Origin of the sequence: Hymenobacter sp. H14-R3 (assembly GCF_030063445.1) — a bacterium.
Classification (GTDB): Bacteria; Bacteroidota; Bacteroidia; order Cytophagales; family Hymenobacteraceae; genus Hymenobacter.
Map to the genome: position 1 here is coordinate 1 of NZ_JASITD010000029.1, position 15,599 is coordinate 15,599.

At 60.6% G+C, this 15,599-nt stretch carries 14 protein-coding genes; 11 read left to right on the forward strand and 3 right to left on the reverse strand.

Annotation, left to right across the window (positions count from 1 at the left end):
* The first annotated feature begins 150 nt into the window (after positions 1-150).
* The gene (locus QMK33_RS19935; protein WP_283566383.1) at positions 151-1,230 is read left to right on the forward strand and encodes an NAD(P)-dependent alcohol dehydrogenase; all 1,080 of its coding nucleotides are present in this window, start codon (positions 151-153) and stop codon (positions 1,228-1,230) included.
* 95 nt (positions 1,231-1,325) lie between these two features.
* Here the strand turns inward: QMK33_RS19935 and bglX are convergent, their stop codons facing one another.
* On the reverse strand, positions 1,326-3,647 hold the full coding sequence (gene bglX, locus QMK33_RS19940; protein ID WP_283566384.1) for a beta-glucosidase BglX: 2,322 nt from the start codon (positions 3,645-3,647) through the stop codon (positions 1,326-1,328).
* A 345-nt stretch (positions 3,648-3,992) separates the two neighbouring features.
* Between bglX and QMK33_RS19945 the strand changes: the two genes are divergently transcribed.
* The 4 genes from QMK33_RS19945 (at position 3,993) to QMK33_RS19960 (ending at position 10,515) form a co-directional block, all read left to right on the forward strand.
* The gene (locus QMK33_RS19945; RefSeq protein ID WP_283566385.1) at positions 3,993-5,639 is read left to right on the forward strand and encodes an OmpA family protein; all 1,647 of its coding nucleotides are present in this window, start codon (positions 3,993-3,995) and stop codon (positions 5,637-5,639) included.
* A gap of 188 nt (positions 5,640-5,827) precedes the next feature.
* Positions 5,828-7,348, forward strand: a complete 1,521-nt coding sequence (locus QMK33_RS19950; protein WP_283566386.1) for a T9SS type A sorting domain-containing protein — start codon at positions 5,828-5,830, stop codon at positions 7,346-7,348.
* Positions 7,349-7,450: 102 nt separating this feature from the next.
* Positions 7,451-8,848, forward strand: coding sequence for a PQQ-dependent sugar dehydrogenase (locus tag QMK33_RS19955; protein ID WP_283566387.1), 1,398 nt, complete (start codon positions 7,451-7,453; stop codon positions 8,846-8,848).
* 224 nt (positions 8,849-9,072) lie between these two features.
* A complete protein-coding gene (locus QMK33_RS19960; protein ID WP_283566388.1) occupies positions 9,073-10,515 on the forward strand; it encodes an amidohydrolase family protein in 1,443 nt (480 codons plus the stop codon).
* A gap of 152 nt (positions 10,516-10,667) precedes the next feature.
* Here the strand turns inward: QMK33_RS19960 and QMK33_RS19965 are convergent, their stop codons facing one another.
* Positions 10,668-11,345, reverse strand: coding sequence for a hypothetical protein (locus tag QMK33_RS19965; RefSeq protein ID WP_283566389.1), 678 nt, complete (start codon positions 11,343-11,345; stop codon positions 10,668-10,670).
* A gap of 170 nt (positions 11,346-11,515) precedes the next feature.
* On the opposite strand from QMK33_RS19965, the gene QMK33_RS19970 reads away from it, so the two are divergent.
* Positions 11,516-12,022: a hypothetical protein gene (locus QMK33_RS19970; protein ID WP_283566390.1), complete on the forward strand. Its 507-nt coding sequence runs from the start codon at positions 11,516-11,518 to the stop codon at positions 12,020-12,022.
* Positions 12,023-12,187: 165 nt separating this feature from the next.
* Here QMK33_RS19970 and QMK33_RS19975 read toward each other — a convergent pair whose 3' ends face one another.
* A complete protein-coding gene (locus QMK33_RS19975; protein WP_283566391.1) occupies positions 12,188-13,084 on the reverse strand; it encodes a mechanosensitive ion channel family protein in 897 nt (298 codons plus the stop codon).
* Between the two features lie 146 nt (positions 13,085-13,230).
* Here QMK33_RS19975 and QMK33_RS19980 point away from each other — a divergent pair, with 146 nt between their 5' ends.
* The 5 genes from QMK33_RS19980 (at position 13,231) to QMK33_RS20000 (ending at position 15,560) form a co-directional block, all read left to right on the forward strand.
* The gene (locus QMK33_RS19980) at positions 13,231-14,199 is read left to right on the forward strand and encodes an NmrA family NAD(P)-binding protein (RefSeq protein ID WP_283566392.1); all 969 of its coding nucleotides are present in this window, start codon (positions 13,231-13,233) and stop codon (positions 14,197-14,199) included.
* Positions 14,200-14,215: 16 nt separating this feature from the next.
* Complete coding sequence (locus QMK33_RS19985) at positions 14,216-14,464, forward strand: hypothetical protein (RefSeq protein WP_283566393.1); 249 nt, start codon at positions 14,216-14,218, stop codon at positions 14,462-14,464.
* 148 nt (positions 14,465-14,612) lie between these two features.
* Positions 14,613-14,927, forward strand: a complete 315-nt coding sequence (locus QMK33_RS19990; protein ID WP_283566394.1) for a hypothetical protein — start codon at positions 14,613-14,615, stop codon at positions 14,925-14,927.
* A 74-nt stretch (positions 14,928-15,001) separates the two neighbouring features.
* Positions 15,002-15,280 carry a hypothetical protein gene (locus QMK33_RS19995; RefSeq protein WP_283566395.1) on the forward strand — a complete coding sequence of 93 codons (279 nt, stop codon included), beginning with the start codon at positions 15,002-15,004 and terminating at the stop codon, positions 15,278-15,280.
* A 40-nt stretch (positions 15,281-15,320) separates the two neighbouring features.
* A complete protein-coding gene (locus QMK33_RS20000) occupies positions 15,321-15,560 on the forward strand; it encodes a hypothetical protein (protein WP_283566396.1) in 240 nt (79 codons plus the stop codon).
* Positions 15,561-15,599 lie beyond the last annotated feature (39 nt).

Here is a 15,599-nt window from a genome sequence, read left to right on the forward strand (position 1 = left end):
TTGGGCACGTGGACGGGCAAATGAGGGGACAACCGCGCCCAAAGCGTGTCCGAAATGCGAAATTCTTGAACTGTAGCCATACCCCTAAAATACAACTGATTTTTCCCTATTCGGATAGCCTCTAAGTAACCTTCCAACCCTTTTCCACGCATGCAAACTATCCCCACCAAAGCCTACGGCGCCAGCGGCTCCATTCTCAATAGCCTCAAGCCGATGACCATCGAGCGGCAGGCTCCCAAGGCCGACGAAGTGCACATCGACATCCTGTACAGCGGTGTGTGTCACTCCGACCTGCACCAGGTGAAAAACGACTGGCACAACACGATTTATCCCTGCGTACCGGGCCACGAAATCATTGGCCGCGTTATCGAGGCCGGCAGCGGCGTAACCAGGTTCAAAGCCGGCGACCTCGTGGGCGTGGGTTGCATGGTAGACTCGTGCGGCGTGTGCCCCTCCTGCAAGGAAAAGGAGGAAAACTATTGCGAAGGCCCCGTGAGCTGGACGGCCACCTACAACGGCTATATGAAGCCCGCCAACGAGGAATTCAACACCTTCGGCGGCTACTCGACCAACATCGTGGTGAAAGAGTCGTTCGTGCTCAGCATCCCAAAGGAGCTGGATATCAAAGCGGCCGCGCCTATTTTGTGCGCTGGCGTGACGACCTATTCGCCCCTGAAGCACTGGAAAGTAGGCCCCGGCCAAAGCGTGGGCGTGGTGGGCATCGGTGGCCTGGGCCACATGGCGGTGCAGATAGCGCGCGCCCTGGGCGCAACCGTTACGGCCATTACCCGCGATAAGAAAAAGCAGGAAGCCGCCGAGCAACTAGGTGCCCACGAGGTACTTATCTCGACCGATGCGGATGCCATGAAGGCGCACGAGTCGAAGTTCGACTTCATCCTCATCACCATCCCCGACGCGTTCGACGTGAACGACTACGTGAAGCTGGCCAAGCGCAACGGCGTCATCACCACGGTGGGCCTGCTGGGACCTTATGAGCTGCCGCTCAACAACATGGAAGTAGCTATGCACCGCCGCTCGGTGTCGGGCTCCATCATCGGCAGCATTGCCGAAACCCAGGAAGTGCTGGAGTTTTGTGCCGAGCACCACATTGCGCCCGAGGTGCAAATGATTAAGATGCAGGATATTAACGTTGCCTACAAGAATATGATGGATGAGGAGGTGCGCTTCCGCTACGTCATCGATATGCAGTCGCTGAAAGACGAGGCATAACCGCCCAGCTTATTGCAACTAGAAAAGGGCTGGTCGCTCATTGCTTTGCAGGCAATGAGCGACCAGCCCTTTTTTGCATTACTGCTGCGGCGGACTCATTTGGTCAGCGTGAAGCTGGCCATCTGCACATCGCGCGAGTTGCCGCCCACAAATACTTGAAATTCACCGGGTTCGGCTACGAACTTCAGGTCGTCGTTGTAAAATTTCAGGTCATCGGCCGTGAGGTGGAAGGTGAGCTGGCGGACCTCGCCTTTTTTGAGGTTGATTTTGAAGAAGCCTTTCAGCTCCTTCACCGGGCGGGTGCTGCTGCCCACCAGGTCGCGCAGGTAGAGCTGGGCCACTTCCTCGCCGTCGTAATTGCCGGTGTTGCGCACCGTCACGGCTACGTCGAGGCCCTGGCCGGGGCCGATGCTGGCCTGGCCCACTGTGGGCTTACCATAGCTAAAGGTGGTGTAGCTCAGGCCGTAGCCGAAGGGAAAGAGCGGGTCGTTGGGCGCATCGAGGTAGCGCGACTTGTACTTATCGAGCAGCACGCCGGCGTAGGGGCGGCCGGTGCTTTTGTGGTTGTAGTAAATCGGTACCTGCCCCACCGACTGCGGAAACGTCATGGTGAGTTTGCCGCTGGGGTTGTAGACGCCAAAGAGCACGTCGGCCACCGCGTTGCCGGCCTGCGTGCCCCCAAACCACGTTTCGAGGATGGCATCGGCGTGCTGGTTTTCCCAGGGCAGCGTGAGCGGCCGGCCATTCACGAGCACCACTACCAGCGGCTTGCCAGTGGCTTTCAGGGCTTTAAGCAAGTCGAGTTGGCGGCCGGGCAGGCCGATGTCGGCGCGGCTGGCGGCCTCGCCGGTCATGCCCTGGCTTTCGCCCACCACGGCCACCACTACATCAGCGCCCTGGGCGGCCTGCACGGCTTCGGCAATGGTGGTTTCGGCGGGGCGCGGGTCTAGTTGCAATTCGCCCCCGTTCTCGTTGAGGCGCTTGATGAGCTGGTCGTCGTCGGTCACGTTCACGCCCTGGCTGTACGTTACGCGCACGCCGGGGCCACCTACGTTCTTGATTCCCTGCAAGATGGAGATGGCCTGCTTGCCATCGCCAGCCCCGCTCCAGTTGCCAATCATGTCGCGGCTGCGGTCGGCCAGCGGGCCCACCACGGCAATGTTCACGGTGTTTTTGAGGGGCAGGGTCTGCTGGTTGTTCTTGAGCAGCACCAGCGTGCGGCGCGTGAGGTTGCGGGCCTCGGCCAGAAAGGCGGGCTTCATCATCGTGGCCTGCGCGCGCGCCTCCGTCACGCCCCGGTAGGGGTCGGTGAAGAGACCCAGCTTGTACTTAGCCTCCAGCACCCGGCGGCAGGCCTCGTCGATGGCGGCCTGCTTCACGGTGCCTTCCTTGAGGTTGGTAGCCAGCTGCTTCAGAAATACCTCGCCCACCATGTCCATGTCCACGCCCGCGTTCAGGGCCAGCTCCGACACCTTCTTTTCGTCGCCCAGGCCGTGGGCTTCCAGCTCATTAATAGCGGTGTAGTCGGTGGCCACGAAGCCCGTGAAGCCCCACTGGTTGCGCAGCAGGTCGGTGAGCAGCCACTTATTGGCCGTGGCCGGAATCCCGTTCACGTCATTAAAGGAGGACATTACCGAGCCAATGCCGGCGTCGATGGCTGCTTTATAGGGCGGCAGGTACTCGTTGTACATGCGCTGCCGGCTCATGTCGGTGGTGTTGTAGTCGCGCCCGGCCTCGGCCGCCCCGTAGAGGGCGAAGTGCTTGAGGCAGGCCATTACGTTTTCGGGCTGCTTCAGGTCGTTGGTAGGGCCCTGGTAGCCGCGCACCATGGCCTCGGCAATGCGCGAGCCGAGGTAGGGGTCTTCGCCGGCCCCTTCGGCCACGCGGCCCCAGCGCGGGTCGCGGGCAATATCCACCATCGGCGAATACACCCAGTTGAGGCCATCGGCGGCGGCCTCCTGGGCCGCAATGCGGGCGCCGCGCTCCAGCGCACCCAGGTCCCAGCTGGCGGCCATGCCCAGCGGAATGGGAAAGATGGTGCGGTGCCCGTGAATAACGTCGTAGCCCAGAATAAGCGGAATATGCAGCCGCGACTCCTGCACGGCCAGGGTTTGCAGCTTGCGGGCGGCCACCGGCGTGTAGGTGTTCAGCACTGCGCCCACCAAGCCCTTCTTGATGTTGGCGTCCACGTCTTTGCTCACCACCGGCCCCGTCACATCAAAGCCCACCGACACGAGGTTAAGCTGGCCGATTTTTTCTTCCAGCGTCATTTTCTGCATCAGGCTTGCCACGAACTGCTGCATTTTGGGGTCGGCGGCCTGGGTTGGGCGGGCGGGTGCCTGGGCCTGGGCGCGCGGGCCCGCCAGGCCCAGGGCCAGTAGCAGCGCGGCTTTCGAGAGCGGTTTGGCGTAGTTCATGGGAGAGTGAAGGAGAAGAATAAGGTGGAAAGGTAAAGTGGGAGCGGGGGTACTGGAAAGCGCACTGCCTATCGCAACCGGGTCACCGCGGCCTGCATCGGTACCAGCCCCACCAACAGGGCAGCTGGCTACCAAGCTTTATGAGCGTGCTTCTTCATAGTTGACAAAGCGCATAACCAAGCCGGATACCCGCCCCTTGGAAGATGAAATAGCACTATTTATGCCTGATTAACAATAAAATAGCGTCAACTACCAAGCTTTTTATTACCGTAAGATTAAATTCTGCGTAGATGGGCCAACGACCTTGGTTAGCCAACCACCTTCAAAACCATTTTCCTTCTCCTTATGAAAGAATTCTCTTCCATTCTTCGGAAGCTGTTGCCGGGCGCGCTGCTAGCAGCGACTGGCCTGACGGCCTCCTCAGTACAGGCGCAGAACGCCGACCACAAAACGGCTATCGGTGTCAACGTTAGCCACATGCAGTACCAGGGCAATGCGGGCGGTGATTTCTTCCAGGGCAACTGGCCGCTGCGGGTTGGCGGCGGTGGGCATATTACCCGCTACCTGTCGCCTTCCTTCGACTTGTCGCTGCTCGGCAACTACCAGAACTACCGTTTTGTGGCCGCTCGCCGCCCCAACCCGCAGTTTACCTCCAAAACCGGCATGATTGACTTGGGCCTGAAGCTCAAACTCAGCAGCCTCATCGGCGAAAGCTTCCCCATTCAGCCCTACCTGATGGGTGGTGGCGGCGTGTTTCTGGCTAGCAGCACGGGCAGCTACGAAACCATCCTGCCTAATGGCCAAACTGGCCCCGGCACTAACCAGTACTTCCAGAACGACATCCAGGCGCTGGAGGTATTTGGCCTGGCCGGTATTCGTTTCCGCTTGTCGCCGGCCATTGGCCTCGACGTGCAGGCCAGCCAACATTATCCGTTCACGGATAAGATTGACAATATCGGCACGCCCGATAACAAGCTGCACGACCGCTTTCTGGTGTACTCGGCTGGCCTGACTGTAGCGTTTGGCAAGCCCAAGGACACGGACATGGACGGTGTGCCCGACCGCAAGGACAAGTGCCCCGACACCCCCGCTGGCGTGAAAGTGGACGAAACCGGTTGCCCAATTGACACCGATGGCGACGGCGTAGCCGACTACCAAGACAAGTGCCCCGACGTGAAGGGCCTCGCGGCTCTGCAAGGTTGCCCCGATGCTGACGGCGACGGCGTAGCCGATGCCGACGACAAGTGCCCCAACACCCCGGCCGGCGTGCGCGTCGATGCTTCGGGCTGCCCGCTCGATGCTGATGGTGACGGCGTAGCCGACTACCTCGACAAATGCCCCGACACCCCCGCTGGTACCAAAGTGGATGCCAATGGCTGCCCGCTTGACCGCGACGGCGACGGGGTGCCCGACTACATGGACCGCTGCCCCGACCGTGCCGGCCCCGCCAGCAACAAAGGCTGCCCCGAGATGAAGGCCGAAGACAAGAAGGTGCTTAACGAAGCCACGAAGTACATCAACTTCGACTTCAACAAGGCTACCCTCAAAGCGTCGTCGTATGGTAAGCTGCAGCAGATGGTGCAGATTATGAACGACTACCCGGACTACAGCCTCAGCATTGCCGGCCACACCGACAGCAAGGGTGCCGATGATTACAACCTGCGCCTGAGCTACGAGCGCGCCGCTTCGGCCCGTGCCTACATGCTGAGCAAGGGCATCCCGGCCGACCGCATCGAAGCGCGTGGCTACGGCGAAACCAAGCCGATTGCCGACAACGCTACGGCCGCTGGCCAGGCCCTGAACCGCCGCGTAGATTTCGACCCCTTCCTCACCGGCGAAACCAACGCTGCCGAAGTGAAGTACGGTGCCGCCCCAACCATCGCGGAAGTGAAGGCCGAAGGCAAGAAGCTGCCCGGTAAGAAAACGACCGGTACCGGTGCCCCCCGCAGCCGCAAGGCGCCGATGAAAAAGGCTCCTATGCGCAAAAAGTAAGCGCTGACTAGCCACTAGGCTACGCGTAAAAAGCGGCCTGCTCCCAGTGAGCAGGCCGCTTTTTTTATGCGGTATTCGTTATTTTTCAGCTACATAGAGGTATCCTGAACCGAACGGCAGCGCTCCTCGTAAATTCGATTATGCATAAAATAATTATTTTGAGAAAACTATACTTTATACTGATTTTTTTGGCCTTAGCTCAGTTCGGCCACGCTCAGCCTACTGTGCCGGATTGCAGTACCGGGCGCTATGCCACCGATGTGTTCCCGGCCGTGACCAAGACGCCGGATGTCATATTCGGCTACAACACAGCCCGTGACTACAGCACTGGAGGTGACACTCCGGTGACATTGAAGCTCGATTTCTACGAGCCCATCGGTGATGACGCGGCCGTGGCGCGGCCCTTGATTATTCTGGCTTTCGGGGGTTCATTCGTAAATGGGCAGCGTACCGATTTGGACGACCTCTGCCGGGCGTTTGCCCGCAAAGGCTACGCTACTGCTACCATTGATTACCGATTGCTAAAGCCAAGTTTTTTCAATTTATTGCTGGTATATAACAACCCCGCCCTGCTGGCCGATGAGATAGTGCGGGCCGCCAACGACATGCGCGCCGCCGTGCGCTACTTCCGCCACGATGCGGCTACGGCTAATGCTTATCGTATTGACCCGGCCCAAGTATTTGTGGGTGGCTTCTCGGCGGGCTCAGTGGCGGCGATGCAGGTGGCTTACACGGATAATGTTACCGAAAACCCGGATGCGGGCATTCAGGCTGCGTACCAGAAATATGGCGGCCTGGAAGGTGATACTGACCTTGCCGGGGCCAATAAGCTACTGCCCGCCTACAGCTCGGCGGGCTTGGCAGGCGTGGTCAGTATTGCGGGCGGCATCAACGACGTGCGTATTGTAAGTGTCGGTAATCCACCGCTTTATAGTGCGCAGGGCACGGCCGATGAAGTGATTCCCTACGCCAGTTGCGGGGCGGTGTACAACACGCAGTACGTGCTTTGCGGAGCATCGCCACTGCAAGCCCAGGCCAGCCAGGTGGGCATTGCCAACAAGCTTTATCCGATAACGGGTGGCAACCACAGCAGCCCCCGCAGTGCCGCCAACAGCCCGCAGGTAGCAGCTGAGGCGGCCGCTTTTCTGCAACCGCTCGTGTGCCCGGCCGCGCCGCTGCCGGTAGTGCTCACCGCGTTTGCGGGGCAGGTGCGTGCCGCCGATTGCACCGGCCGCCTCACCTGGCGCACCGCCACCGAGCACCACAGCCGCCGCTACGAAGTGCAAGCCTCGGCCGACGGCCGGCAGTTTGCCGCAGTAGGTACCGTGCCCAGCCAAAACCGGCCGGCCGGTGCCGAATACGCGTTCCAAACCGCGCCGCTGGTGGGCCGCCAGTATTTCCGGCTAAGCATGCTGGATGAGAACGGCACTGCCGCTTACAGCCCAGTGGTAACGCTCACGGCGGCCTGCCTGGCTGCGCCGCTGATACTGGCCCCCAACCCGGCCCGTAGCCAAGTGCAGGTAAGTGGCTTGCCCGCCGCCGGGGCGCGGCTGTTTCTACACAACTCGCTGGGCCAATGCGTACTGCAAATAAATGCCGAAGAGGTTGCCACGCTGCCCATTGCCAGCCTGCCGCCCGGCGTGTACCTGCTGAAGGCAGTGAGCGCCACCGGGGCCGCCGCTGGCAGTGCGCGGCTGGTGAAGGAGTAGCCGGGCCTCCGCGAGCGGCCGGCGCAACCAATGCGGCCAGTAATAGTAAGATGAAGGAGTGATGATTCGTCGGCTTTCGAGCCGTTTACCTCCTTTTGCTAGATGTTGCTTTCCCGTTATACTGCCGCGCTGCTGCCCGCGCTCGGCCTGCTAGCTGCGTGCAGCAGTGGCCCCAGCCAAGCCGAAAAGCAGACCGCCGCCGCCGACACGCCGGCCACCACCGTCACCACCCCCCAGGATGCCACGGTGCCCCTGCCCGCGCCCTACGCCACGAAGTCGGTGAGCAAGCGCGTTGCTATCATCGACTGGCCCGCTGGCAAAACCCCCGTTGCCCCGGCCGGCTTCAGCGTAACCGAGTTTGCGGGCCAGCTCGAAAGCCCGCGCTGGGCCTACGTAGCCCCCAACGGCGACGTGTTTATTGCGGAGGCTACCACGCTGCCTAAAGGCGCTAAAAAGCAGATTGCCGCCGCTCTCCAGCTCGACAAGTCGCGCTCGCTGCAAGCCACCAGCGCCAACCGCGTCACGCTGCTGCGCGATACCAACGGCGACGGCAAGCCCGACGTGCGTACCGTGTTTCTGACCGGCCTCAACCAGCCCTTTGGCATGCTGGTGCTGGGCAACAGCTTCTACGTAGCCAATACTGACGGCCTGCTGCGTTTCCCTTATAAAACCGGCGAAACGAAAATCACGGCTAAGGGCCAGAAAATCCTGAGTCTGCCCGAAGGTGGCTACAACAATCACTGGACGCGTAACCTGCTGGCTAGCAAGGATAACTCAAAGATACTGGTAACCGTGGGCTCGGGCTCCAACGTGCAGGAGCACGGCCCCGAAAACGAGGTGCGCCGGGCTAATATCCTGGAAATCAACCCCGACGGCACGGGCGAGAAAATCTTCGCCAGTGGCCTGCGCAACCCCATCGGCCTGGCCTACTACCCCGGCACCTCCACGCTGTGGGCGGCCGTGAACGAGCGCGACGAACTCGGCGATGAGTTGGTGCCCGACTACATCACCAGCGTAAAAGAGGGCGGCTTCTACGGCTGGCCCTACTCGTACTACGGCCAAAACGAAGACCCGCGCCGCAAAAACGAGCGCCCCGACCTAGTGAAAAAAGCCCTCGTGCCCGACGTGCCCATGGGCGCGCACGTGGCCGCGCTCGGCCTCACGTTCTACGACAAAACCGCCTTCCCCGCCCGCTACCAAAACGGCGCTTTCGTGGGCGAGCACGGCTCTTGGAACCGCTCGGCCTACTCGGGCTACAAGGTGGCTTTCGTGCCCTTCAAGGACGGCAAGCCCACCGGTAAGCCCGAGGATTTCCTTACCGGCTTCCTGGTCGGCGATGGGTCGGACAAGGCCTACGGCCGCCCCGTGGGCGTAGTAACCATGCCCGACGGCGCGCTGCTGGTGATGGACGATGCCGGTAACAAAGTGTGGCGCGTGAGCGCCGCCAAAACCACCGCCGCCCAGCCCACCAAAGCCACCCCCAACGTAGCCGTGCGCTAAATGTAGGGTAAGCTTTAGCTTGCCCTTTTAACGCCCGGCTCGCTACGGCAAGTCAGCCCAAACCACGCATAATGTTGGCCCAGGTATTTGAGCACCAGTACTCAGCTACCTAGGCCTCTTGCCGTGCCCCATCGCCCCGCCGCAAAAGCCAGCAGCTTGCCAGCAATGCTACCTTGCGCCCCGACCTTAGCAGCCCGCCCCGTCCGTATTCCCTCCTTCACCCCATGACTAAAAAACTACTAATCACCACCTTGTGCGGCGCCCTGCTGGGTGCCGTACCCCTGAGCCCAACCCTGGCGCAGACGCCCGCATTCACCCCAGCGGTGCAGGCATTCATTAAAGTGAGCGCGCCCGTGGTGGCCCTCACCGACGCTAAGGTGATAGATGGTACCGGCCGCTCGGCGCTGCTGCACCAAACGGTGGTGCTGCGCAACGGCCGCATTGAGCAGGTCGGGCCCTTCAAAAAAGTGAAGGTGCCAGCCGGGGCCGAGGTCATCAATTGCGCGGGCAAAACGCTGATTCCGGGCCTGGTAATGCTGCACGAGCACCTGTATTATACCATGCCAGTGGGCGGCTTTTTTAACATTGCTCAGATGCCCTACTCGTTTCCGCGCCTCTACCTGGCGGGCGGGGCCACCACCATTCGCACGGCCGGCAGCATCGAGCCGCAAACCGACCTGGCCATTCAGCGCCTCATTGGCGAGGGCAAGTTTATCGGCCCCGACATGGACGTGACCGCGCCCTACATGGAGGAGCCGAGCCTGGATATTCCGGCCCTCAACACCATAAAAGGCCCCGAAGATGCCGCCGCCAGCACCAAGTTTTGGGCCGATAAGGGTTGCACGTCGTTCAAGATGTACATGCACGCCACCCGCGCCGACCTGGCCGCCGTGGTGCGAGAGGCTCACGCCCGCCATCTCAAAGTAACCGGCCACCTCTGCGCTATTACGTACCGCGAGGCCGCCGAAATCGGCATCGACAACCTGGAGCACGGCTTTATGGCCAGCTCCGATTTTGCGCCTGGCAAAGCCGCCGATGCCTGCGATTACCCCACCGCCCACCAGGGTTTGCTAAGCCAGCCGGCCAATAGCCCCGCCGTGAGCGAGCTGATTAAGCTATTGATTAGCAAAAACGTAGCCCTCACCTCCACTCTGCCCGTGTTCGAGCCCTACACCGGCCGCGAGGTAGTGCTGGGCGGTGGCCTGGGTGCGCTCATCCCACAGCTGCAAGCGCGCGAAACGGCCGTTTGGCAAGCCAACCAGGGCAAGGACTCGGCCAGCGTGGCGCTCTTCAAGAAGGAGCAGGGCTGGGAGAAAGAGTTCTACGACGCGGGCGGGCTGCTGGTGGCCGGCACCGACCCCACCGGGGCCGGCCGCACCATTGCCGGCTACGCCAACCGCCGCGAAATCGAGCTGCTGGTAGAAGGCGGTTTCACCCCGCTCGAAGCCATTAAAATCTGCACCCTCAACGGGGCTAAGTACCTAGGGCGCGACCGCGACATCGGCACCATCGAAGCCGGTAAGCAAGCCGACCTCGTGCTGGTAGCCGGCGACCCCGAAAAGGATATTCGCCAGCTCCGCCAGATGGAAATCGTGTTCAAGCACGGCGTAGGCTTCGATTCGCCCAAGCTGTTTGAGTCGATGCAAGGAAAGGTGGGGCTGAATTAAGTAATTGACTATCAATAGAAAAAACATCATGCTAAACGCAGGGAAGCATCTCGCTCGCGCCAGGTAGGTTACTAACCCAACTGGCGCGAGCGGGATGCTTCCCTGCGTTCAGCATGACGTTCTTCTATCTTATTGACAGGCAATAAGTTGTCTTATTCAGCTGGCAGCGAGGCCTCGTACGTGTTGGCGTACTTGAAATCTTCCATCCAGTAGTCGGAGCTGATTACGTCAAACACCACGCTGTTAGCGGTTTTGTCGCTGGGCGTGATTTGCCACAGAATGGCTGGCGCTTCGAGAAACTCGCCGCCCGCCAGCTGGTCGCCAAACAGGCGGTGTAGCAGCGCGCTGTCCGACAGGCCGGGGGCCAGCAGGCGCAGCAGCGGCAGGGCGGGCTCCGCGTCCAGGGCCGCCAGGTCGGCGGGGTCGGTAGCCGTTATTTTCACCTTAAACTCCACGGCCTGCGGGTGCGGAAACTTGCCGTTGTAGGCATCGTAGAGTAGCTGAGTGGCGTTGAAAAAACCCTCGTGCAGCTCCAGCTTGGGGTTTTCTTCCCATAGCTTTTCGGTTTCCATCTGGTGCGCCAGCTGCTCAATCTGGCCGTCCTTCAGTTCCTCGGAAAACAGGTAAGTAAGCACGGCTTCGGCGGCGGCGGCGGGCTCCAGGTCGGTGAGGGCCATCTGGCACATCTCTTTGAGCTCGGCCGGGGCCAGGGCCTCGGGGTTGTCGTAGGCAAGCTGCTGAAGCAGCGCCAGGTAATCAGCATTCTGCCAGGCGTTGGGGAGTTCGGAAAGGTGCTGAAAGGAAAGCCGCTCGACGGTGAAAGTAGACATAAGTAAAAGGCAAAAAAGTGGGGTACTGCCCGGCCTCCTTACGTATAACTCTCGCCAGCAACCGGATTAGCCCTCGGGGTAATTTGATAGCTGCTTGTTTAAAAGAATTTTATATTCTGAGTAGCTTGCTTCCCTACTCGGGCCAGTACCTCCTTCCTAATACGCTGCATATGCCCTCCTCCAAACTTCATGCTGTAGACCTTACTTACCTCGGAATTATTGAGCCAAACAATGGCCGAATGCTATGGGATGTTGAGTTAAGAATTAAGGACCAGTTAGTTACCGAAAAATACCTTGGTAGCTGGCCCACCGTTACTATCGGCAACCACAACGAAAGCGAATCGCCGGACGGGCGGTTTTTCTTTATTCCCACTGAGAGCGGTGGGGTGGTAATCGATGCCGAACAGGATTTTAAACCCAATCATATTTCCTGCAAGGGGCAAGGGGCTAGCAGCTTTATTGGTAATTTTTATGATGATAACTGGCTGATTATCGTGCACCGCAACGAGGTGATACTCTTCGACTTGCTGACGTTGCAGCAGCATAGTCTCGATTTCCCCTCGGTGTCTGTGTGGTGGGCTGTCTCTGTCGATGACCAGCATTTGCGCATTACGTATCGCGAACCGGGCGGCAAGGAGGATAAAGAAATGGTAGTCAGTAAGCAAACAGGGAAATAGTTGCGCTGGCCCCCGGCAGGAGCTTCTGCTTCTCAGGTATGCTAGTTAAAGCCGTGTCCTTCACGATAATAAACTAATCACTATCCACTTTTGTGCGCTTAGTTGCTTGCTGAACTGCTCCAGGGCATTGCCGACACCGCCTCCACCACCGGCCGGTCCCGCTGCTCAGGCCTTGGGCAGCAGCCGGCCGAGCTGCGCCAGCAGCGCGGGCGAAATATCGAGCGTCCGAATCGGGAACGGAATGGCAATGCCCGCCGCATCGAAGGCCCGCTTGATGCGTATAATGGCCTCGCTCTTAGCGCCTACGTAGTCGACCTGCCGCTGGTACGGAATCCAGAAGCGCAGCACAAACGTGATGGAGCTGTCGGCAAAAGCGGTGAACATAACCTCCACCGGCCGGTCGGTGAGCAGGTTGGGGAAGTCGGCCATGCAGCCCAGCACCGTGGCGCGCACCTGCTCCAGGTCGGCATCGTAGCCCACGCCGCACTGCACATCGACGCGGCGGCGGGTGGTCACGGTGAAGTTGATGACCGAGCTTTCGAATACTTTGCGGTTGGGCACGCGCACCAGCTCGCCGGTTACCTGCCGCAGGTCGAGGGTGCGCAGGTTGATGCTCTCAATGGTGCCAAAGTAGGTTTCGGTCTGAATAACGTCGCCCACCGTAAACGGCCGCTGCACCGCGATGATGATGCCGCTGATAAAATTGGCCGCAATATCCTGAAACGCAAACCCCAGCGCCAGCCCGATAATACCCACGCCGGCCAGCAGCGAAGTCACCGTTTTATCCAGGCTCAGTACTTCCAGGGTAAAGAAAATGCCTACCACCAGCACGCCCACGTAGGTGGTGGTTTCAATGAGGTTGTTGAGCGAGCCGCTGGCCGACACCCGACCCAGAAACTTGTTCACCAGCCGCCGCAGCAGCCCCGCCGTAAAATACGTGATAACCAGTATCAGCAAGGCAATCAGCAGGTTGGGCAGCAGCAAAATAAACTGCTGCACCCAGCGCGTCAGCTTGTCCGACAATAAATGGAAGGCCCGGTTGAAATCAGTTACGCCAAACATGAGGTTCTAAAAGGTTGCCCGTAACATACGGCGCCCGGGCCGCCAATGGCTGGGCTTGCCCCGCCCTACAACGCGCGGCCGCCTCCTTACGTCTTACACCCTACCCGGGAGGCTGGCACCGTAACCAGCCCAGGCAGGCCCCGCCTTTGGCAGCAGCAAACGCAACTACCCCACTTGGCCCCGATGCCGCCCCCGCCCTCGTGGTGCTGGCCGGGGCCACCGGCGACCTCGGCCACCGCATTGCCCTGGCCCTGCTGGGGCGGGGCGCCCGGGTGCGCGCGCTCATCCGGCCCGGTAGCGCCGCCCGCCCGGCCGTTGCCACCCTGCGCGCGCACGGTGCCGAGGTGCTAGAAGTCGATTTTGACGACGCCAATGCCCTCGCCCAAACTTGCGCGGGCGCGGCCTGCGTGGTATCGGCCCTCTCGGGCCTGCGCGACGTGATAGTGGATGCGCAAACGCACCTGCTCGAAGCGGCCGTGGCGGCCGGCGTGCCCCGCTTCATTCCGTCCGACTATTCCATCGACTTCACCAAGCTGCCCGCTGGCTCGAACCGCAACCTGGACCTGCGCCGCGAGTTTGGCCGCCGGCTCGACCAGGCGCCCATCCGGGCCACGTCCATCCTCAACGGCATGTTTATGGATTTGCTGACCGGGCAGGCCCCAGTTATCCTGTTCAAAATCAAGCGGATACTTTATTGGGGCAGCGTCGACCAGCCGCTGGATTTCACTAGTATTGCCGATACGGCGGCCTTCACGGCCGCCGCCGCCCTCGACCCCACCACGCCCCGCTACCTGCGCGTGGCCGGCGAAGTAGCTACTGTGCGCGACCTGCAAGCCAGTGCCAGCGCCGCCACCGGCCGGCGGTTTCGCCGCCTGCGGGCCGGCGGCCTCTGGCTGCTCAAGCTGATGAGTAGGGTAACGCGCCGCCTCGCGCCCGCGCCGAATGACGTGTTTCCGCCCTGGCAAGGTATGCAGTACCTGCACAATATGTTTACCGGCCTGCCCAAGCTCGCGCCTCTCGACAACGACCGCTACCCCGATATCAGGTGGACGAAGGTGCAGGATATGCTGACCGCAAAAAAAGTAACGCGGGCAGCCCGCCAACCTGGAAACTAACTTAACATCCATAAATATGAAATCCTTTCTGCTACTGGCTGCGGCCTGCGTGCTTACTGCCAGCGCCGCCCAGGCCCAAACTGCCACCCGCGGTAATGTACCCGGCTCGCTGCCCGTTACCCCGCCCGAGGCGACCTACGCGGGGAGCCCCCGGGCCCACCGCCACACCGAAAAAGTGCCCGGCACCACCCACCGCGAAAAGAAACGGCTGCGCAAGCTGGCCAAAGTGCCCACTAACCCCGAGGGCACCATGAAAACCAAGTAAGGCAGCGCACCCCCCACGCCCCAGCCGCAACCAGGAGCATCCGAAGCGAGCGCTTCTGGTTGCGGCTGGGCTACACCAACCAGCTGCTTGCTACCCGTGCGAAAACGTCTGCGCAGCGTCTGAATACCCATCATCTACCTGTTTTCTTATGAAATCCTTCCTGTTTCTGGCCGGCATTCTTGCCGGTAGCACTAGCGCCGCCCTGGCCCAAACCGTATTGCCGTCGGGCGCGGTAGCGCCGAATGGAGTGGTATCGCCCACAACGGGCGTTCCCATAACGCCCGCTACCGTGCCGGGTAGCGCGCCCCTCGGCACGCCCGCCACCCGCGACGGCGGCAGCCCCCGCGCCGCGCGCCACGATGAGAAAGTGCCCGGCCTGAGCCGCCAGGACCGCAAGCAAATGCGGAAAATAGATAAGATGCACTACACCTCCGACTCGGAGAAGCAAAGCGGGAAAAAATAACCATCAGCGCCGCCTCGCTGCCGGGGCGGCGCTGGCGCAAGGGAATCCACCTGGATTTCTGGTAACTTGCTGTTATGAAAGTTGCCCTTGAATTAGCGTTTCCTGATGAGCAGGCTGCTTCCGTAATGCGGCTATTGCAAGCGGTTCCAGGGCTAACGATGCGCTTCCTGCAAGTTGACCAATACAGGGAGCAAAGCACGCTGCAAACCGCTGATAAAAAGCAAACCGCTGCCGAAGAGCAAGTTTTATTGCACGAAGTATTCGGCTCTTGGAAATCAGCGGAAAGCGGGGAAGAAATAGTGCGCCGTATCTACGCCGACCGGCAAGACCAGCCCCGCGAGGTAGAGGTATGAGCCACTAAAATAGCAGTACCCACCAGTTACTAAAATCTGTATGCCAACTACACTCCTTTTAGAGCCTACCAATGATACTGACCTGCACTTGCTGCTAAGCCTGGCGCAGCGGCTGGGCGTGAAAGCTACTGCCTCGCCAGCGGCTACCCTGTCGCTGGAGGAACGGGAGCGTCGCTTTCTGGCCCTGTTTGGTGCTTGGCAATCGGATGAAACAGGCGACGAAATCAACCAGATGCTGCAAGCATCCCGCCAGAGTAACCGCCCCGACGTAGCGCTATGAGCGCTGGCTATTTGCTCGATACCAACATCTGCGTACACT